Source organism: Pseudomonas sp. G2-4 (assembly GCF_030064125.1).
Classification (GTDB): Bacteria; Pseudomonadota; Gammaproteobacteria; order Pseudomonadales; family Pseudomonadaceae; genus Aquipseudomonas.
The window spans coordinates 6,473,489-6,493,539 of sequence record NZ_CP125957.1 but is presented as its reverse complement, the minus strand read 5'-3'; the positions used below and the strand labels follow the sequence as shown (position 1 = coordinate 6,493,539).

Genomic DNA, 20,051 nt, shown 5'->3' with positions numbered 1-20,051 from the left:
CCATGACAATGTCCAAGAAGATCCACGTAACCGACACAATCCTGCGCGACGCCCACCAATCGCTGCTTGCCACCCGCATGCGCACCGAAGACATGCTGCCGATCTGCGACAAGCTCGATAAAGTCGGCTATTGGTCCCTGGAAGTCTGGGGCGGCGCGACATTCGATGCCTGCGTACGCTTCCTGAAGGAAGACCCGTGGGAGCGCCTGCGCCAACTGCGCGCGGCGCTGCCCAACACCCGTCTGCAAATGCTGCTGCGCGGCCAGAACCTGTTGGGCTATCGCCACTACAGCGATGACGTGGTCAAAGCGTTCGTGGCAAAAGCCGCGGTCAACGGCATTGATGTGTTCCGTATTTTCGATGCGATGAACGACGTGCGTAACCTGAAAGTCGCCATCGAAGCGGTGAAGGCTGCCGGCAAGCACGCCCAGGGCACCATCGCCTACACCACGAGCCCGGTGCACACCATCGATGCGTTCGTGGCCCAGGCCAAACAAATGGAAGCCATGGGCTGCGATTCGGTGGCGATCAAGGACATGGCCGGTCTGCTGACCCCGTATGCCACTGGCGAGCTGGTCAAGGCGCTGAAGAGCGAGCAGTCGTTGCCAGTCTTTATCCACTCCCACGACACCGCCGGCCTGGCTGCGATGTGCCAGCTCAAGGCGATCGAAAACGGCGCTGATCACATCGACACCGCGATCTCCAGCTTCGCCTGGGGCACCAGCCATCCGGGCACCGAATCGATGGTCGCGGCCCTCAAGGGCAGCGAGTTCGACACTGGCCTGAATCTGGAATTGCTCCAGGAAATCGGCCTGTATTTCTATGCCGTGCGCAAAAAGTACCACCAGTTCGAAAGCGAATTCACCGCGGTGGACACCCGGGTCCAGGTCAACCAGGTACCGGGCGGGATGATTTCCAACCTGGCCAACCAGTTGAAAGAGCAGGGCGCGCTGAACCGGATGAACGAAGTGCTGGCGGAAATTCCGCGAGTGCGCGAAGACCTCGGCTTCCCGCCGTTGGTGACCCCGACCTCGCAGATCGTCGGCACCCAGGCGTTTTTCAACGTGTTGGCCGGCGAGCGTTACAAGACCATCACCAACGAAGTGAAGCTCTACTTGCAGGGCGGCTACGGCAAGGCGCCGGGTTTGGTCAATGAGAAGCTGCGCCGTCAGGCCATCGGTAGCGAAGACGTGATCGACGTGCGTCCGGCCGACCTGCTCAAGCCGGAAATGACCAAGCTGCGTGGCGAAATCGGCGCGCTGGCCAAGTCTGAAGAAGACGTACTGACCTACGCCATGTTCCCGGACATCGGGCGCAAGTTCCTCGAAGAGCGCGAAGCCGGCACCCTGACGCCAGAAGTGCTGTTGCCGATCCCTGAGGCCGGCAGTGTGAGCTCGGCGGGCGGCGAAGGCGTGCCGACCGAGTTCGTCATCGATGTTCACGGCGAAACCTACCGCGTTGACATCACCGGTGTGGGCGTCAAGGCCGAAGGCAAGCGTCACTTCTACCTGTCCATCGACGGCATGCCCGAAGAGGTCGTGTTCGAACCGCTCAATGAATTTGTCGGCGGCGGCAGCAGCAAGCGTAAGCAAGCCACTGCGCCGGGCCATGTCAGCACCACCATGCCAGGCAACATCGTCGATGTACTGGTCAAGGAGGGCGACGTGGTGAAGGCCGGCCAAGCGGTGCTGATCACCGAAGCCATGAAGATGGAAACCGAAGTGCAGGCGGCCATCGCCGGCAAGGTCACCGCTATTCATGTAGCCAAGGGTGATCGGGTCAACCCGGGCGAGATCCTGGTCGAGATCGAAGGCTGAGCTAACAGCCTCGATACAACGTTTTAACCTCGGGGGGGCATGTGCTCCCCTTTTTTTTTGCCTTGTCCCGTCCTGACGCAAGGTTGTCGGGTATCCACCGCTCGATACAAATTGGGTTCGTGATGGTAGGCTTTCACCACTCTGGCTTGAGGTGAACGCGCTCCTCCTGTGGGAGCGAGCTTGCTCGCGAAAGCGGAGGGTCAGTTTGCGGTGATGTTGGTTGTGCCGGCGTCATCGCGAGCAAGCTCGCTCCCACATGTTTTTGTGTCGTATGGGCTCCCGTAATCCATTGGGAGCGAACTTGCCAGTAAAAACTGTTACCTATGTGCATGAACTGATTTGTCACCCATGTGGGTGAGTCATACCGGCAACTCTGGCAACGGCTCAGCGGTTATTCAGATACGCCTTCCCATAATGCCGCTCCATCCGCGCCTGGATCAGCTCCAGCGCAATGGACATCAACCAGTAGATGATCGCCGCCGTGGTGAGCATTTCGATGTAGCGGTAGCTGGAGCGTCCGTAGGATTGCGCCAGGAACATCACTTCCCAGACGCCCATCACCGAGATCAGGGAGGAGTCCTTGAGCATGGAGATGAACTGGTTGGTGGTCGGCGGGATGATGGTGCGCATGGCCTGGGGCAGGGTGACGCGCCAGAAGATCACGGTTTCGCTCAAGCCCAGGGCGAGGGAGGCTTCGCGTTGGCCGTGGGGGACGCCGAGGATGCCGGCGCGGAAGATTTCGCTCAGGTAGGCGCCGTAGTTCAGCGACAGCGCGATGATCCCGGCGGCGATGGCGCCCGGGACCATGCCCAGTTGGGGCAGGCCCAGATAGATCAGCAGGATCTGGATCAGCAGCGGCGTGCCGCGAAAGAATGACGCGTAGAAACTGGCAATGCCGAACGCCACCGCGCTGCTGGACAGCCGCGCCAGGGCGGTAATGAAGCCCAGCAATGACGACGCGACGATCGAGCACAGGCACAGGAACAGCGTCAGCGCCGCCCCTTGCAGGAAGCCGTTGGGGGCCAGGTGCACGCCCAGCAGGTTCGGCAGTTTGTCCAGGATGATGGAAAACTTCAGGTCGAAGCTCAGGAAGAAGCTCGCGAACAGCACCAGCATCGCGGCCCAGGTCAGGTATAGCCGGGTGCGAAAACCGAAGATTTTTTGCAGGCGAGACTCAGCCACCGGTGGCGGTGACTGAGGGGGTGGAAAAGAAGTCATTGGGTGATGTCGGCGCCGATCCATTTCTGCGAGAGTTTGCTCAAGGTGCCGTCCTGTTTCAACTGGGCGAAGACTTCACGCACCTTGCTGTCCCACTGGGCGTCGCCCTTTTCGATGGCCACCGAGTTCGGCTCGGAGTAGAGCGGCTCGCCCGCCAGTTTGAAGCGCTTGTCTTCGGTCAGGCGCGGCTGTGCGGTCACCAGATTGGTCAGTACCGCATCCAAACGCACCCCGGCGCCCAGGCCGAGGTCCTGGAACGCCACGTTGTCGGTGTCGTATGGGGCAATCTGCACGTTCTCGAAGGGGTAACTCAGCCGGGTGTCTTCGGCGCCCTCGATCACTAGGTTCTTGTTCAGGTAACTCTCGTAGCTGGAGGCGCTGGTGAGGCCGACTTTCTTGCCGCTCAAGTCCTTGGCACCGTGGATACTGTCATCCTTGGCGTTGACCACGATGACGGCCGGCGAGGCGTAATACTGCACCGGGAAATCGAAGACTTCGGCGCGGGCCTTGCTCGGCGTCATGGAGCAGATGCAGATGTCATAGCGCCCGCTCCAGTGCCCGGCCGCAATCACGTCCCAGGAAGGGGTTTCCAGACGCAGCTTCACGCCCAGTTTCTGCGCCACGGCCTTGGCCACGTCGACGTCAAAACCGTCGAGCTGGTTCTGATCGTTGAGGAACGAGAAGGGTGGGTAGCTTTCCATCAACACGCCGACCAGTTCTTTTTTCTGCTCGATGCGATCCAGCGTGGCGCCGGCGAACGCTTGCGACGAGGCGGCCAGTAGAGTGAGGCCCAGGGCCAGCAATGGTTGTCGTTTCACGTGAGGTCCCTGGTGGAAAAATAAGTTGTAGTTAATCGGTTGCTGCGTATTAAATAGTTATAAGAATAACTCCGGTAGTGAGTATTTTTTCATAAGCTTATGAGTGAATCGCATATGGGCGCAGCAACGACAGTCATTCTCGATGGCGGCATGGGCCGTGAACTGCAACGCCGTGGCGCGCCGTTTCGCCAACCCGAGTGGTCGGCTCTAGCCTTGAGCGAAGCGCCCCAGGCAGTAGAGGCGGTGCACGCGGCCTACATTGCCAGCGGTGCCAACGTGATCACCAGTAACAGCTACGCGGTAGTGCCGTTCCACATTGGTGAAGCGCGTTTTGCCGCAGAAGGCCAAGCGCTGGCCGCCCTCGCTGGCGAGCTGGCGCAGCGAGCGGTGCAGGCGTCAGGCAAAGCGGTGCGGGTGGCCGGGTCGCTGCCACCGCTGTTCGGTTCCTATCGTCCCGATCTGTTCGACGCTTCCCGCGCCCGTGAACTGTTGACGCCCCTGGTGACCGGCCTGGCGCCCCATGTCGACTTGTGGCTGGCCGAGACTCAAAGCTCTACCGTCGAAGCGCGGGCGATTCACGCCGGGCTGCCGCAGGACGGCAAGCCGTTCTGGCTGTCGTTCACCCTGAAAGATGAAGACACGGACGAAGTGCCGCGCCTGCGTTCCGGCGAACCGGTGGCAGACGCTGCGGCGGTCGCGGCCGAGCTGGGTGTCGAGACGCTGCTGTTCAACTGCAGCCAGCCGGAAGTGATCGGTGCGGCCATTGATGCGGCGCGAGACACCTTCGAGCGCCTGGGGGTGAAGATCCATATCGGTGCCTACGCCAACGCCTTCCCGCCGCAACCGAAGGAAGCGACGGCCAACGACGGGCTGGATCCGCTGCGCGAAGACCTCGATCCACCGGGGTACCTGCAGTGGGCGGCTGACTGGCAGAAGCGCGGGGCCAGCCATTTGGGCGGCTGCTGCGGGATCGGGCCGGAGCATATTGCGGTGTTGGCGCAACAGCTGGCCTGATCGGCTGGAATCTTTTCGGACCGTGGGACCCCTGTGGCGAGGGAGCTTGCTCCCGCTGGGCTGCGCAGCAGCCCCAAGATTTTTGCGGTCGCTGCGCAACCGAGCGGGAGCAAGCTCCCTCGCCACGGATGAAATTCTGCAAGCAGCACTCCAGAGGTGCCTCCTGAGTGCACGATTCGGAGGACATCCCGCCTTACGCTTTTCTCCGAGCCCGCCAGCCCTCCCTATACATATGTATGTCATCCACGGTCGAACGGCGCGATAGGGTCCCAGCCCTCATCACAACCGGGACACCCTCAATGTCTGTCTTCTCCGAACACGAACCTGGCGCGTCGTCGCCTCTTCCTGCCACGCGCCTGAAACCCATCAGCCTGCTAGCCAACGGCGCTCGCTTTCAACCGCATATGTTCGCCGATCAATGGCTAGGTCAATGGGGCCTGACTGGCGATGCGCAGGTCAATGTCACGTATCAAGAAGTCGAGACCATCGACTCGGCCGCCGCCACCCAGAGCACATCGGTGCCTTTGCGTGACGCCGTGACCCAAGGCTTTTTGATCGCCCATCAAAGCCGCGGGTCTTCCTCTGGCCATTCCCCGCGCGAGGGCTGGATTTACCCCCACAGAAGTCACATGTCCCTGGACTTCTCGGCACTGCGGGTCAACGGCAAGGCCCTTGCGCCAGACGTTCTGCAGCAACTGCGCGCCGGCATTGCGCCCGGCTATCAGGGCACCGGCCAGCCCGTCATGACTGAGGTGGATGCCCAGGGCAATCTGCTCGGTACCCGGGAAAAAGAACAGGTCAGGCTATTGGCGCTGCTGGACACCAATCAGGTGAAACTGGCGCGCTTGTTTGCCGCTCTTCCAACGTTCGACTCGGTGCTCAAGAGCCTGCTGGCCAGCCGGATCAAGGCGAAGATTCCAGGGAAAAAATTCCGTGGATCACTGCCTCAGGACATCGACCCGGATCACTGGCATGTGAACCACTTTACCGTTGACTCGGCGGGCGGCCGTTCATTGACCTCGTCGCAGCGTTTTTCCGATGTGATGTTGGACTGCCTGGTGACGGATACCCCGCCCACTTACTCGGTCGGCAGCGTGGGGTTCTTCAGTCGTCCAGACTCGGTGGAAGAGGTCGATAGCATTTTTGCCGGCCCGCTGGATACGAAAACGGCAGCGACCATGGAGGCCGTGTTCTATATCGCCCAGCCCACCGTTAATGAAGAATTGAAGCGCCAGTTCCGCGATGACCTCATCCACTTTCGCAATCAGAAAAACGCCCCGGACGTCCTCGACACGCCCACCCCGTCCACCGTGCGGGCGACGCTCGCTCATCTGCTGTCCCGACGGTTTTTGCATCTTTTCGACCTGTACAAAGTCGATCGCGATCCAACCCTCCAACTGAGCCAAACTGAGCGAAACCGGCAGGCTGAGGAAGATCGCCTGTTGGACCTCATGACCACCCATCCTTCCATGGCCGACAGAAACCGCTTGCTGCGGGCCCCCATTCCCCATGTCTATGCCGTCATGCTCGATATGGGCAGCGCGGCGCCGCAGAAATGGCCGGCGGCGATGGTGATCAAACGGACCGATCAACCCTTCTTGTTCCTGTACTCCCTGGAAGGCGGAATACAGCGATTCAATTCTGTCCAAGACCTGATCAATAAAGTGAGCCCCGTCTACGAAGGGCAGAAGCGTGCGATCCGGGATATCTCCTCTGAATTGTCCGGGCCTGTGTTTGAAGTGGCGGCAGATGATCTGCTGCAGGTCCAAAGCGTCGCCCTGGAAAGGTATTTGAATGCTCCGGAAAACGAGACGGTCGCTTTGACGGCCTTTGCCCTGAGCGCTGAAGATTCGCTGGACCTCCCCCTGTTGTCGCTGGCCGGGCCACTGGCGGTCCGTCAGGAAATCCTGGTTGAAAACAGTCGCGGCGATTTCTATAAAACCGCCACGCGTTCGGAGAAGTCGAACTATCGCAGCCTGGAAGCGCAGGTCTTGGAGGCGGCCTATCAATTAGGCAGCAGCGATATCCAGACCTTGTTGCAGTTCACCCGCCAGAAGGTCAAAGCGTACCTGCAAAAAACCGTGCACCCCGGCATCGATCCCGATCCGGACCAGACCCAAGTCACGTTTTTCTATGGCAAACGCGCCAATCCAAGGCAGTCCCGCAGCATCAGCCTGACCCAACTGTTACTCGACAACCTGCGCCCGGCTCAATACCCGAACGGCATGCGCGAAGTGCTGAGCGCCTACCTGGTCGATGAGGACGGTCAACGCATCCGGAATCCGGCCAACGGCTATTTCATCACGTTGACGGGGCGTGAACTGGCCCGAATGGTGACGAGCATCGATGCCGGTGGCAGCTATCAAGTCATGCTCAAGGAGGCGATGAATAAACCGGACTATAAAAAGACCTGGCAGACCGCGTATCTGGCCAATTTGAAATTCAAAGGCTACGAGGCGTCGCTCAAGGGCGACGAAGTATTCAAGACCATCCTGATGGATAAGGCTTTCAGTCCACCGAAACCGACAAAGACACTCGCGCTCTGGCTCGACGCTGTCCTGCGCTCGCCATCAGCCGGACATCGTGCACCGGTCATGGGGCGCACGGTGCACGTCTACGGTCTTCTGCTGGGCGGCAGCATGGCGGCGGGCGGGCAGCACGCCAGGCAGGCCAATGCGATCAGCATCGATGGCGCGCTGATTTTTTCCGATCAGGCCGGGCCGGATATCAAGGGCATCGTTGGTGTTTATTTCCCGGATGCGCCGGAGGGGGAGGACTTCCATGAGTTTGCCGATCTGAGCGATGGCATTGCGCAGCTGTTGCCCCGTGAGGATTGGCAGGCCTATTTTCGTGCGCGCATATCCACCAGCAACCCGGCAGAGATCAAACGGACACTGGGGCAGCAGGGTGGTCGTCCGTTGATTCGCGGCGCGTTGATCACCGGCGACCTGTTTGAGGAGCTGCATCGGGCGCACGTGCACTTTCACAGCGCCCATGCCGATCACCGTTCCAACAGCAACCGGGATGTTCGCCATCAAACCTATGGCCGGTTCGGACAGGTGGTGATCGAGATTGTCCTGGAACTGGCCGGTATGTTCCTGGCGCCCGGTATCCAGATGCTCAAGAGCGCCATCAAGACCGGTTTGCTGATATTCAGGACCGGGGCTATTCCGCTGAACTTGAAAACTCTGGCGCTGGTGCACGCCGTGGCGAACCACGGTGGATGGCGCCTGTCCGCGGGCGTGGCGGTGCCCACGCGAAGCCAGTCGTTTTTCCGCGCGGTGACGGCGCGCCAGAGCCCGGACGAGGCACTGACCGGACTGCCGTTGGATAGCGCGATCTATGGCCGTTATGCCGTGGCGGATACCTCGGTGATACAAGGCCTGACCGCCGACGCCCGGGGCTTCTATCGTGGGACGATCAGCGACGTGGCGACGGGGCGCGTGATGGCCCGCCCCGTGTACGTACGCCAACCCGATGGCACGGTATTCCGGGTGCACGACGCGACGAAACTGAACGCGAGCGATGCCATTCTGGTCGACCCGATAACGGGCTTGAGCCTACGCTCCAGTGGGGTGATGAGAAGTACCGTGGCGCGAATGCCCGATGGCGAATGGCGTGCCGTAGGATTTGGCCGGGGCGGTGGAAAACGGCCGGGGGATTTGAACCCCCAGCCAGGCCCTTCGAAACCCAAGAAAGCGGCCATCTCGTCTTCCGCGCTTTCCGCGCAGATTCGTACGCCAGGCACTTGGAACAATCAGCTGATGGACCTGATTCCGTCGATCATGACGCGCCTGGCCAATTGGCCGCAAAACCGCAGTCTGCTGATCATCAATCGACAGGTACCTGAACATGTCTGGTCGGTGCGTTTTACTGTCGGACAGGAAGAAACCATCTATCCGATGGAAAGCCACCCGAACAGAGCAGATACGGATATCGTCCTGACGCGCCTGACCCAGGACCATTACAGTCTGGAACTGAATGGGGAAGTCGTGGAGATCCCTGCCGACGGCGATTGTTTCTTCAATGCCGTTACCCGCGGGCTGAATGAAGGACAGGCCCAGGAAACCTCCTCCATGCAAGGCTTGCGAAATGCAGTGGCCGACTACATCGACCAGCATCCGCAGATCGAACAATACGTGGCGTCGCCACCCACCGGGATACAACAGGCGCTCTTCGAGAATGCGTCTTCGCTGGACAACCTGTTGGGCTCGGCGGCGATGCTCGATCTCACCCGGATCGTCTATGGCGCACCCAACCCGTATCACCTGTTCCAGCCGGCCTTGCGTTACCTGGAGTTGCATGCGAACAGTTCGGTGCGTACGGCGATCACTGCCAATCCGGCCTCTAGATTGCCGCCAGAAATCCTCCAGCAAGTCGGGCGCATACTGTCGCAGCGACCCCCGGCCAGACTGGCGCCCAGCGTCAACGCGCCTTATTCCGGGCAGGAGCGACAAGCCATGCAGCAACTGTTCGAGGACCTCCTGGTGGAGCCTGCGGAGCCTGAGCTTGTCCAGCGACTGCTCGATAACCAGTACCTCCTGATGTCCAACGACGTGGCCCATATCCTGCTGGAGTATGGCGTCAGCGCACGGCAGTTGATCAGTCATCACCCGCGTAACAGTTCGGCTTATGTCCTATATGACGATGCGCTGCACGGCCGTCTTGACGAGGATCAGATTGAAGCGCTGCTCGATGGCGCCTATCTGGTCACCAGCGACGATCTGGATGATGCCAAGGATCTATTGGTCAGTGATGCCGGCAGGTATGTGGATGACACTGCGGAGTTGTTCGAGCATTTCATCTACTTCGACACGGCGGACAAGACCGTGGACCTGCTCAAGACCGCCCTCGGGCGTTTCCCGAACTTGCTGAGGCGGGCGAACCTGCTCCTCAGGTCGCCGATCATCTCCCATAACCTGGGAGGCCTGTTGCGTGTCAGTGAAGTGGCCAGGTGGATACGTAACCCGGGCTTGTCCGACAGGCGATTCCAGCTTCTCGCGGAGTATGCCAGTACCCGGTCCACCGAATTGCAGCGCACGAGAAACATCGACGTCGATTGGATGCAGCTGTTTGACGACCGGAACCTGGAGAACATCGTCGTGCATCAAGAAGCGTTGGCGGATTTCCTGGTGTTCCTGGGTGGCGCGTGGGGGAACATCATGGACAACGACATCCCCGCGGTCGCAAAACTGTTCAGCTTTGCGGGACAGCCTCCGTCCAACGCCAGGGTTGCCCTGTTATTCGACACCCCGAATCTCTGGGGCTCTCTGCAAAAGCTTCGCCAGGAGTACGCCAGCCAGATCTGGGCCGACCTGATTGGGCCGCATTTCAGCGACGCCACGATCCGAAAGGCACTGGCCGAACCCAGGGCGCTGAATTCCGAATTGCATCTTGCCCTGGCTTTGAGAGGCAGCCTCACACCGGAAGAATTCCGCGCGAACCAGATTATCCAGCGCCTGCTTTCCATCGGCCAACGGCGGGCCCAGCAGTATCTGTACAACTTCGATTTCCCGACCGATCGCCTGGGCCATAGCCGCCTGGATTTTGCCGTGTACGTGGAAAGCCACCTGACCATTCCGCAGTGGGCCTGGCAGTACGCAAGGCGGGGTGTGACCGCCGATTCACTCAAGAAGATTGGTGAGGTGAAGCCGAAACCTGAGTGACGTGAGGGGCTCGTGATGGTCGGGCGGTGATGTTGATTGTGCCGCCGCCATCGCGAGCAAGCTCGCTCCCACAGTGGTTCTTCAGAGTCCACAGACCCAGTGTTCACCGCAGATCCCTTGTGGGAGCAAGCTCGCTTCCACAGGGGGGCTTCAGTGTCCACAGATCCAATGTTCACCGCAAATCCCCTGTGGGAGCGAGCTTGCTCGCGATGGCGGACTATCAGTCACCCACCATTTAAGACCGACACTCCACCAACCCCCGCACCTGCCCACCCTCGCGCTGGTTCTCCTCACTCAGCCACCGCTCGAATCCCGCCCCAATCGCTGGCCATTCCGAGTCGAGCATCGAGTACCACGCGGTGTCGCGGTTCTGCCCCTTGACCACCATGTGCTGGCGGAACACGCCTTCAAAGGTGAACCCCAGCCGTTCGGCGGCATATTTGGAGCGGGCGTTGCCGTTGTTGCACTTCCATTCCAGGCGACGATAACCCAGGGCGAAAGACTCCTTGGCCAACAAGTACACCGCCTCGGTGCTTTTCGGCGAACGCTGCATCGGCGCGCCGAAGGTCACGTGGCCGATCTCGATGCGGCCCTGGGCCGGCACGATGGACATCAGGCTGAGAATGCCTTGCACGTCGCCACTGATACGGTCGATCACGCTAAAGAAGTACGGGTCGGTATTGGCGGCATGATTCTCCAGCCAGGCATCGAAAGCGCCGCGGTCCTTGAACGGGCCGTAGGGCAAATAGTCCCAGAGTTTCGGATCGGCCCCGGGGCCTTCAAGGGCTTGCCACAGGCCATCGGCATGGCGCGCCGGGTCGAGTTTTTCCAGGCGGATGAAACGCCCTTCGATCAGTTGTGTAGACGGCGCCGGGACACCTTTCCAATCGGCGAGTGAAGTCGACATGCTGCGCTCCTTACAGGGCTTTGCGAAATTGGATTAAGCCTGGGCGTTCGGCGATGCGCTCGTAGAGCTGGATCGCGGTCGCGTTGGTTTCGTGGGTCAACCAGTGCACCTTGCAGCAACCGTCGGCCTTGGCCGTGCGGTAGACGAACTCGATGAGCTGGCGACCGACACCGGTGCCGCGGCTCTGCTCCGTCACCAGCAGGTCTTGCAGGTAGCAGGAGTTTTCAATGCTCCAGTTCGAACGGTGATAAATGAAATGCACCAGCCCCACCGCTGTGTCGCCGCCCCAGGCGAGGGCCGCGTGGGTTGGCTCGCGGTCATCGAGTATGCGTTGCCAGGTGCTTTGGCTGACCGCGTCTGGCAATTCGGTGTTGTAGAAACGCAGGTACGCCTGCCACAACGGCAGCCATGCGGCGTGATGGTCAGCGCCGACGAGGCGGATTTCAATCTGGCTCATGTTCACTCCTTGGACGATGGATCAGGCATCAGCCGCGCGAGCGTCTGGTCCTGTGGGTCGAGGCTGGCGGCCAGACCGTTGCGCACCCCGGCGACATCCGCCAGGCTGCGGTTCTGGCTGAGCTTGCGCTTGCCTTCCAGGCGCTGGATCGGCAGGGCGAAGCCGACGATGGCCTTGAGCATGCTGTCGACGTACTCGGCTGGCGCGTCGTCGATTGTCCACGGCTGGGCGCGGCCGCTTTCGTGGCGGTCGGTGAGGGCGCCGACCAGATTGCGCAAACGATGGGGGTCGCTGAACACCTCGGCCGTGCCGTAGGCATGCACGGCCAGGTAGTTCCAAGTCGGCACGACTTTGCCGTGTTCGGCCTTGCTGGGGTAGAAACCCGGGCTGACGTAGGCATCGGCCCCCGCGAAGACCACCAAGGCTTCGGCGCCGGCTTCCAGGTCGCGCCATTGTGGATTGGCCCGGGCCATGTGCCCGTAAAGGCTGCCGTTGGGGCCCTGCTGCGTGTCCAGCAACAGCGGCAAGTGGCTGGCCTGCAAGCCGTCTTCACCGTGCGTGATCAATACGGCCAGACGGCAATCATTCATCATGCCATGCAGTTGGGGCAGGTCTTCGGCGGCAAAGGCTTTAGGGTTGTACATGACGATTTTCCTTGGCGAATGGGTGCATCCTAGGCAGGCTATTGGTCTGTTGTAAGAGCCACTTATGACCAATTCAATAGATCCATTTGCGAGGGTTGTCATGCACAACGCCGTGCCGCCACTGTCGTTCAACCCCGCCGGAATCGAGCTGGACCGCCGTCAGGGGCTCAGTCGCCAGCTTTATCAGGCTTTACGCGCCCGGGTCTTGGACGGGCGCCTGGCCAGTGGCACGCGTTTGCCCGCCAGCCGTGACTTGGCAGCGGCCTTGTCGATTTCACGCAACAGCGTGGTACGGGCCTACGATCAGCTCTATGCCGAGGGTTTCATCGAAGGGCGCGTGGGTGATGGGACTTATGTGGCAAAACTGTCTTCGACGACGCTGCCGTTGAAAAACATATCCACAAAAGTGTCCACAGGCTTTTCAACAGGCTTACCCACAGCTTTATCCACAGATTGGCTCGATTTACCTGTGGACCCATCCAGTAAAGTTATCCACAGTGACGGGTTGAACCGCGTCGAAAAACACCATTTACCCCAGCCGCCCAGTGGCCCGCCCAAGGCGTTTCGGGTCGGCGTTCCGGCGTTCGATCTGTTCCCTTTCGACGTCTGGGCCAAGCTGAATGCGGCTTTCTGGCGCAAGCCGGATCTGCAACAGCTGTGTTATGGCGACGCGCAAGGTGACGCACGCTTGCGCGGTCTGATTGCGGCTTACTTGCGCAGCTCCCGCGGCCTGCACTGCACGGCTGAACAAATTGTGATCACCAGTGGTGCACAGCAGGGCATCAGCCTTTGTGCACAGCTGTTGGTGGACCCTGGCGACATCGTTGCGGTGGAAAATCCCGGCTACCGTGCGGCCGGCCATGCATTTGCCGTCGCCGGTGCCGAGGTGAGGGGCGTGCCAGTCGATAGCGATGGTCTCGATTGCACGGCGCTCGGTGCGTTGAACCACTGCCGGCTGGCCTACGTCACACCGTCCCATCAATACCCGACCGGGGTGGTCATGAGCCTCGCGCGGCGGCTGGAACTGCTGGCCTGGGCCGAACGCAACGACGGCTGGATTGTCGAGGACGACTATGACGGCGAGTACCGCTACAGCGGCGCGCCGCTGGCGCCGTTGGCGGCACTGGATCGCCAGGGCCGTGTGCTCTACGTCGGCACGTTCGGCAAAGTGGCGTTCCCGGCCCTGCGCCTGGGCTACCTGGTGTTGCCGCCCGGCCTGGTCAGTGCGTTTGCCCGACGGCGCGCCGTGGATGTGCGCCACTCTGAAGTCAGTACCCAAGTGGTCATGGCCGAATTCATGGCTACCGGGCATTTTCAGCGGCACATCAGGCGCATGCGACGGGCCGCGCTGACGCGGCGTGATGCGCTGCTGGCCGGGTGGCCGAAGGACGTTGCGGGCGTCGGCGCCATGCCGACGGTCGTGGCCGGGTTGCATGTCACCGTACCGGTGGACAGCCTTGAGCGGGAGCGCGAACTGATCGCCCACGCCAGCGGTGCCGGTGTCGAGATCAATGGCTTGAGTGGTTATTGGTTGCCCACCACAACGACGCCTGTGCGTGCCGGGTTGGTACTCGGGTTCGCGGCCGTCCCGCCAGCGGCGATTGGCATCGCGCTGGCGGGGCTGGCGAAGGCCTGGAAAACCTGACGGTCTGGGCACCGTGGATGCCCGATGTTTGCCTTATGACAGCCGTTTTGGAAAGAACACGTCCTTGGCCTGGTCCACGGCAATTTCGCTGCGATAGCGGTCGATCAGCTGGCGCTGATTGAGCTCCCTGGTCGAATCGAGCGCACTTTCCAGGACGATTTGCTCCGCGGTCTTCAAGCGTGCTGAAAGGAACGTGTGTGCCGGTACCCAGTCTGTCGAATAGCGGAAATCGGCGAACCACAGGGTTCTGTTTTCCTTCAGGTCCTTGATCTCATATCGGTCGAGATAGCCGTAAAGCGGGCCCTTGAGTCGTTGTCGGGTTTTCTGTTTGGTGATGGATATCTGGTTTCGGCTTTTAAGCCACATGACGCTGCTCATGGTCGGTGGCCGTTGCTTGATGACGCTCAGTACGGTCTCGAATCCTTCTTCATACAGGGCTTTGGAGGCTTTCTTGAGTGCCGAACGCGTGGATTCGGCTGCACGCTGCACGTCTGCCGCTATTCCAACCGTTTCGTTCGACGCATTGTCCAGCGCCTTGGTAATGGCAATGGCGACTTTCTCCATCCGGCCGGCATGGGCGTTAAGAATGATCCCGATGCCCGTGGGGGATCGGCTTGGCTCTTTCATGTAGGTCTGGATCTGTGCCTTGAACGTCGCCAAGCCGTCGACCAGCGCCTTGCCCTTGGAGACGCTGGTGGCCAAGGCCGGGACGACCGGGGGCATCTCGGCATTCAGGTGAGGTACCCACTCGCCGTTGTCCTTGCGATGGAACGTGGCAATGATCTTGTCCGAGAGGGGATTCCTGACATCGACCCAGCCGGTTTCTTCTTTCGTTTTCGAGAGGCGGGGTTCGCCGCTGACGAGGCCCCAGAAGCGTGCCCTGATGAATTTTTTCCGAGGCCTGGGGCGCTCCTCATAGGGGCCGCCGGTGCTTCGTCGGTTGCTTCGCTCGTCAAGGGCCCAGGCCAGGTGACGCAAGGCGCGTTTCTTGATCATGTCGATCTGTTTGCCCAGTCGACTGAGCTCGGCCGGGCGGACGCTGTCCTTGTATTCGTTGCCCAGGTATTCAAGGTGCTCTTCGATGGCGGTGAACTGTTCTGTCAGGCTGCCAAATGTGTCGATCTGCTCGTCCAGCCGGATCACGCTGCGTTCCTCGATGGCATCGTGCAAGCTCTGGAAGGCGACCGTGATGTTATCGACAACCTGGTTAACGTCTGCCCAACCCTCCGGCACGATGTTGACGCTTTCCAGTGACAGGCAAAGGTGGCGATACATGTCCAACTGGACAAGCCGGATAGCGTCACTCTTGTAGGCCGGCATCCTTGCACGATGCTCGCGCAGGAATTCAAACCCTTCGCGCCCTTGCTTCTTGAGCCTGGAAAAGCGGGTTTCCATGTAATCCAGGCGTTCGACCATGTCGTCACCGACCCGGACCATGGCATCGGCGGCGTCGACGTGTTGCTGCTCCACTTCCTCGATGCCCGAGGTGGCCATGTCCAGAGCCTCCCTCAGGGCCGGGGTGAACCGTTCCTTCAGTGCGTCCATTTCCTCGAAGGTAAAATTTATCTGCGCATTCAGGTAGCCGAGCCTGGCTTGCGGGGCGTCGGGCCTTGACTGGAAGACGGGCCACTCGGTCAGTATTTTCAATGCGTCTTCATAGCTTTCCCGCTGTGTCTTCAAGGTACTTAGGTAAATGATGCGTTTGAGCTCCTTGGTCGAGCCCGCTGCCTTGTTCATCTCCTCGGCGTTCATGGTCAGCAGCTTCTGATCCTCCGGCTTTCTTTCTTCAAAGCGGTTCAGTTCCGCCAACAGTTGGATGCCGAGGCTCTTGGCATTGGCAATGACTTGTTGCCTGACACCTTTGGATCCGCTGCCGCGTAGACGCAGGCGCGTGTCGACTTGCCACTCGCCGTACGCATGCCTCATCAGGGCGGGGCCTGTACGGGCGGGATTCCTCTCATCGACGATGGCGACATGGTCGCCCTCCACGGTCACCTTGAACCATTTGTCGGCCATCTTGGCGTACCAGTCCTCGCCCGCTTTGTAGAGCCCCTTGAGCGGGCCCTCGCTTTTGAGTTGTTCGGCGTGTTCAGGCTTGCTGGTGCTGAAGGTCTTGAGCAGCTTCGCCCGCTCGCCGGACTTGCCTGCCAGGGCGCCGCTGGAATGGATGACGCCATAGTGTTCAGGGGGCAGTTCGGTGCTTTTGTAAGCGGGAAGCTGTTCGATGATGGGTTCGGGTTTTGCCAGGTTTTCCAGTTCGGGCACCACCTGCAGCGCCTCTGTCTGGCGGCTGCGGGTGTTTTCCCTGGCGCGGTCGATGGCATGGGCGGTGATTGCCATGGACATGTTCAGCAACAGGTCGACAAATGCTTCCCAAGTGGCCTGGCTGTTGGACGCCTCATCAGCCTGGGTCAGCGTTTCGACGTCATCGAGGATCTGCCAGAGCCAGGTCGCGGTGCCTGCGGCGGCGCCGAGATAGGGCAGGGCCAGGTTAAAGATCAGCCAACTGGCCTGCTTGAAGGTCTGCCAGCGGTTTTCGCTGTTGGACACTGATTGGCGATCGGCAAGCTCGGCCAGGGCCTGGGCATTGGACTTGAACAGATGCGGCAGGAAGTCCGTTCCCAAGGCCAGGTCGCTCAAACTGACGGGGGCGCTGTTGGTCCATGCCGAGAACGGGTCTGTCGCGAATTCCACGATCATCCAGGGCGAAGGCATGGGGCCCGGAAACACGTATCGACTGTAACTCTCGCGGGCCCCATCGGGCAGCCATGCCAGCACCGACTGGCGCAGGGAAGCGGATTGCCTGATCGCATAGATCAGGTTGCTGGGCGTCGGATATTGGCTCAACTGCGGTTCGAGCAGGGGGCGGTAGAGCACGCAGGGACCTGCACCAAGATCCTGCGGACCAATCACGAACATGTTGGTGACGACGTCTCCTCCGTCTCCCGGCGACTGGCCCGACAAAAACGCCAGCTTGCGCAGGACAATGGCCTGGCCGTCGACCTTGCGCTCGGTTTCTTCGTCTTCCATCAGGGCGACGACATAGCGGTAGCCTCGCTCGTCTATGTTGCCCTGGCCACGAATCTTGCTCTCCAGCGCCAGCATGGATAGCTGGATGCGCAGTTGAGAGACATACAGGTTTTCACGACGGGTTGATTCGACCGTATCACCCAGCAGCTTGCCCTTGACCAGCTCGGGATAAAAGCGACCGACATCGACCGTGGTGACGAGGTTTTCGATGTAGTCGACCGTCATCCATGTGGGCAATGTATCGCCATCGAGGGAGCGGACAACCTTGTCGCCAAGGGGAAGCGCAATCAGGTTTTGCAAGGCAAGGTCAACGAGGTTGAGCCGGGTGATCTCGATTTTGCCCGGAACCACGAACGTACCCCAGACGACGGGGCTGCGTATCTGCATCTCGATCCGTTGTGGGTCGAGCGTTGCGGCGTCGGCATGTTCCGATTGCATCTGCCGCTTCAGCGCGGCCAGCGCATAGTTCCTGATGGACGGGATATCGTCCAGATAGGTTTTGCCGGCATGGGCGCTGCTCAGTGCCGACAGGTTTTTCATGTGCTGGGCGAACAAGACCTGATCGGACGCCGACGCTTCCTGCAGCCAGTCGGGCATCTGTTTCGCGAACCAGGCTGCGTCAGGTCCGACATCGGTGTCCTGCCCGCTGGTAGCAAGCTGCTCATCGTCATCGAGCAGGAACCCGTTCAGGATCTCCGGCGAACCGAGGATCTGCACCTGGGTGGCGATCAGCCCGCAAGCCTTGTAGTCGAAGATGTTGCCGTCGGGCTCGTAGAGCCGCCACTGGATCTTCTTGCCGTTCAGGTTGCCCAGGTGATCCGGCAGCGTCTGCCCCAGTGCTTGCAGCGAATCGAACTTCTCATGGCTCCTGCGCAACGAGTAAGTGAGGATGGTTTGCTTTTTGTCGATTTTACCAATCAGCACCACCAGTGAATTGTCGATCAGGCGGGTCACTTTATCGCCGTCAATTTCATCGATGTCGATCAGATACGCGTGGGTGTCATAAGGGTCATTGGCCTTGCGGTCCTGCAAGTCGGGGTAAAGAAACAGTTGTCGGGCCATCTCGCATTCAGTCGCCGTCCAACCCTTGACCTGCTTAACATCCCAGAGCCTGTGCAGCATGCCGGAAAGCCCATGCCAGCGAGGCGGCGCGGTGCCAAGTGCGGTGTTCCAGTACACCAGTTGTTGTTCCTGGCAGGCGGACACCATGACGGGCGTGAGTTCGTTGATCAGTGTCCCGATCTGGCCGATGCGGACCGGCAGATGCACTTCAGGGGTGGTCAGCGGCAGGTGGGTCAAAAAGTGGAACCCTTCGACCAGCAGGGTCGAATAACTTTCGTTCACCCGTGCCGCCAGCATATTGCTGAGAGTCTGGTAGCGAGTGGGGCGTTCCACGATTTCGCCGTCGACAATGTCCCAATCCGGCTCGCCGACCACCGTGTTGTTCGGATCAAGATGCAAATGGGGGTATAGCTGCTTGAGGGCCCTGCGCAGAAGAGCGGCGGCCACCTCCGGGGAGGTCGGGCCCGCCAGCAACTGATTGAGCACCGCATCGCCGACGCTCGCGTCGGGCGTAGGGGGGGTGTTGGTAGAGGTTTGCGTCATCTGAGTCTCCCTGTCTCGCGATACATGGAATCCCCGAAGCCGGACACTTCGGGGACCCCATGCTAGGAGCGCGCAAGGCAGGGAGGGTGGTAACTATGTATATGCAGCCGAGGTTATTGCGGCCTTCATTGGCCGGACTTGATCCGTGTCCAGGCCCGTGTCCGTGCTCGCTCGGCGTCCCTGGGCAAGGGTTGCAAGGTGTAGAGCGTGGCCATCGCCGCCTCGGTCGGGTACAGGTTGGGGTTGTTGCGGATCGCCGGGTCGACCATGTCCGTGGCGTCTTTGTTCGGGTTCGGATAGCCGACGAAGTCACTGACCGGCGCGATCACCTTCGGTTGCAGCAGGTAGTTGATGAAGGTGTAGGCGTCGTTCGGATTGGCGGCCCCTTTGGGAATGGCGAGCATGTCGAACCAGATCGGCGCACCTTCCTTGGGCAGGCGCATGTCGACGGTCACGCCGTTCTTGGCCTCCTTGGCGCGATTGGCAGCCTGGGAGAAGCTGCCGGAGTAACCCACTGCCACGCAGATGTCGCCGTTGGCGATGTCGGCCATGTACTTGGACGAGTGGAAATAGGTGATGTATGGGCGGATCTTCATCATCAGCGCTTCGGCCTTGGCGTAGTCCGCCGGCTGCTTGCTGTTGGGATCCAGGCCCAGATGCTGCAAGGCCAGGGGCAGGATTTCCGAAGGCGAATCGAGCAGCGCCACGCCGCATTGCTTGAGTTTGCTGAGGTTCTCTTCCTTGAAGATCAGGTCCCAGCTGTCCACCGGCGCGTTGTCACCCAGGGCGGCCTTGACCTTGTCCGGGTTGAAGCCGATCAGGATGGTGCCGTACATGTAGGGCACGGCGAATTTGTTGCCCGGGTCATTGGCTTCGATCAGCTTCATCAGCTTGGGGTCGAGGTGGTTCCAGTTCGGCAGTTTGCTGCGGTCCAGGGGCTGGAATACGCCGGCCTCGATCTGCTTGGCCAGGAACACGTTGGACGGCACCACCACGTCGTAGCCGGAATTGCCGGTCAGCAGCTTGGCCTCCAGGGCCTCGTTGGTGTCGAAGATGTCGTAGACCAGCTTGACCTGGCTGTTCTGCGCCTTGAAATCGTCCAGGGCCTTGGGGGTGATGTAGTCGAACCAGTTGTAGACACGCAGGGTGCGCTCTTCGGCCTGGGCGGCACCGCAGAGCAGGGCGGCGCACAGGGCGGGAGCCATTAAACGCTTGAGTCTTTTCATGTTT

At 60.5% G+C, this 20,051-nt stretch carries 11 protein-coding genes; 4 read left to right on the top strand and 7 right to left on the bottom strand.

The window, feature by feature from the left end:
* The first annotated feature begins 8 nt into the window (after window positions 1–8).
* Window positions 9–1,817 carry a sodium-extruding oxaloacetate decarboxylase subunit alpha gene (gene oadA, locus QNH97_RS28610; RefSeq protein ID WP_283554911.1) on the top strand — a complete coding sequence of 603 codons (1,809 nt, stop codon included), beginning with the start codon at window positions 9–11 and terminating at the stop codon, window positions 1,815–1,817.
* A 384-nt stretch (window positions 1,818–2,201) separates the two neighbouring features.
* On the opposite strand, the gene QNH97_RS28605 is transcribed toward oadA, so the two are convergent.
* Window positions 2,202–3,035, bottom strand: coding sequence for an amino acid ABC transporter permease (locus QNH97_RS28605; protein ID WP_283554910.1), 834 nt, complete (start codon window positions 3,033–3,035; stop codon window positions 2,202–2,204).
* Window positions 3,032–3,853 (bottom strand): ABC transporter substrate-binding protein, encoded by an 822-nt coding sequence (locus QNH97_RS28600; protein ID WP_283554909.1) that lies wholly within the window; start codon window positions 3,851–3,853, stop codon window positions 3,032–3,034. Before QNH97_RS28600 ends, QNH97_RS28605 begins: the two co-directional genes overlap by 4 nt.
* 114 nt (window positions 3,854–3,967) lie before the next feature.
* Between QNH97_RS28600 and QNH97_RS28595 the strand changes: the two genes are divergently transcribed.
* Window positions 3,968–4,867 carry a homocysteine S-methyltransferase family protein gene (locus QNH97_RS28595; protein WP_283554908.1) on the top strand — a complete coding sequence of 300 codons (900 nt, stop codon included), beginning with the start codon at window positions 3,968–3,970 and terminating at the stop codon, window positions 4,865–4,867.
* Window positions 4,868–5,166: 299 nt separating this feature from the next.
* The gene (locus QNH97_RS28590; RefSeq protein WP_283554907.1) at window positions 5,167–10,533 is read left to right on the top strand and encodes a dermonecrotic toxin domain-containing protein; all 5,367 of its coding nucleotides are present in this window, start codon (window positions 5,167–5,169) and stop codon (window positions 10,531–10,533) included.
* 235 nt (window positions 10,534–10,768) lie between these two features.
* Here the strand turns inward: QNH97_RS28590 and QNH97_RS28585 are convergent, their stop codons facing one another.
* Genes QNH97_RS28585 through QNH97_RS28575 form a run of 3 tightly spaced genes read right to left on the bottom strand, consistent with a single transcriptional unit; the run spans window position 10,769 to window position 12,541 of the window.
* Window positions 10,769–11,440 carry a GNAT family N-acetyltransferase gene (locus QNH97_RS28585; protein WP_283554906.1) on the bottom strand — a complete coding sequence of 224 codons (672 nt, stop codon included), beginning with the start codon at window positions 11,438–11,440 and terminating at the stop codon, window positions 10,769–10,771.
* Window positions 11,441–11,450: 10 nt separating this feature from the next.
* Complete coding sequence (locus tag QNH97_RS28580) at window positions 11,451–11,897, bottom strand: GNAT family N-acetyltransferase (protein ID WP_283554905.1); 447 nt, start codon at window positions 11,895–11,897, stop codon at window positions 11,451–11,453.
* Between the two features lie 2 nt (window positions 11,898–11,899).
* On the bottom strand, window positions 11,900–12,541 hold the full coding sequence (locus QNH97_RS28575) for an FMN-binding negative transcriptional regulator (protein WP_283554904.1): 642 nt from the start codon (window positions 12,539–12,541) through the stop codon (window positions 11,900–11,902).
* 100 nt (window positions 12,542–12,641) lie between these two features.
* Here QNH97_RS28575 and pdxR point away from each other — a divergent pair, with 100 nt between their 5' ends.
* The gene (pdxR, locus tag QNH97_RS28570; protein ID WP_283557571.1) at window positions 12,642–14,186 is read left to right on the top strand and encodes a MocR-like pyridoxine biosynthesis transcription factor PdxR; all 1,545 of its coding nucleotides are present in this window, start codon (window positions 12,642–12,644) and stop codon (window positions 14,184–14,186) included.
* A 33-nt stretch (window positions 14,187–14,219) separates the two neighbouring features.
* Here the strand turns inward: pdxR and QNH97_RS28565 are convergent, their stop codons facing one another.
* Both QNH97_RS28565 and QNH97_RS28560 read right to left on the bottom strand, forming a co-directional pair.
* Window positions 14,220–18,821, bottom strand: coding sequence for a dermonecrotic toxin domain-containing protein (locus QNH97_RS28565; RefSeq protein WP_283554903.1), 4,602 nt, complete (start codon window positions 18,819–18,821; stop codon window positions 14,220–14,222).
* A gap of 125 nt (window positions 18,822–18,946) precedes the next feature.
* Window positions 18,947–20,047, bottom strand: a complete 1,101-nt coding sequence (locus QNH97_RS28560) for a polyamine ABC transporter substrate-binding protein (RefSeq protein ID WP_283554902.1) — start codon at window positions 20,045–20,047, stop codon at window positions 18,947–18,949.
* Between the last annotated feature and the right edge of the window lie 4 nt (window positions 20,048–20,051).

Bases quoted from the DNA above. Each gene is read 5' to 3' on its own strand.
- oadA (WP_283554911.1), top strand. From the start codon at position 9: ATGTCCAAGAAGATCCACGTAACCGACACAATCCTGCGCGACGCCCAC.
- QNH97_RS28605 (WP_283554910.1), bottom strand. From the start codon at position 3,035: ATGACTTCTTTTCCACCCCCTCAGTCACCGCCACCGGTGGCTGAGTCT.
- QNH97_RS28595 (WP_283554908.1), top strand. From the start codon at position 3,968: ATGGGCGCAGCAACGACAGTCATTCTCGATGGCGGCATGGGCCGTGAA.
- QNH97_RS28590 (WP_283554907.1), top strand. From the start codon at position 5,167: ATGTCTGTCTTCTCCGAACACGAACCTGGCGCGTCGTCGCCTCTTCCT.
- QNH97_RS28585 (WP_283554906.1), bottom strand. From the start codon at position 11,440: ATGTCGACTTCACTCGCCGATTGGAAAGGTGTCCCGGCGCCGTCTACA.
- QNH97_RS28580 (WP_283554905.1), bottom strand. From the start codon at position 11,897: ATGAGCCAGATTGAAATCCGCCTCGTCGGCGCTGACCATCACGCCGCA.
- QNH97_RS28575 (WP_283554904.1), bottom strand. From the start codon at position 12,541: ATGTACAACCCTAAAGCCTTTGCCGCCGAAGACCTGCCCCAACTGCAT.
- pdxR (WP_283557571.1), top strand. From the start codon at position 12,642: ATGCACAACGCCGTGCCGCCACTGTCGTTCAACCCCGCCGGAATCGAG.
- QNH97_RS28565 (WP_283554903.1), bottom strand. From the start codon at position 18,821: ATGACGCAAACCTCTACCAACACCCCCCCTACGCCCGACGCGAGCGTC.
- QNH97_RS28560 (WP_283554902.1), bottom strand. From the start codon at position 20,047: ATGAAAAGACTCAAGCGTTTAATGGCTCCCGCCCTGTGCGCCGCCCTG.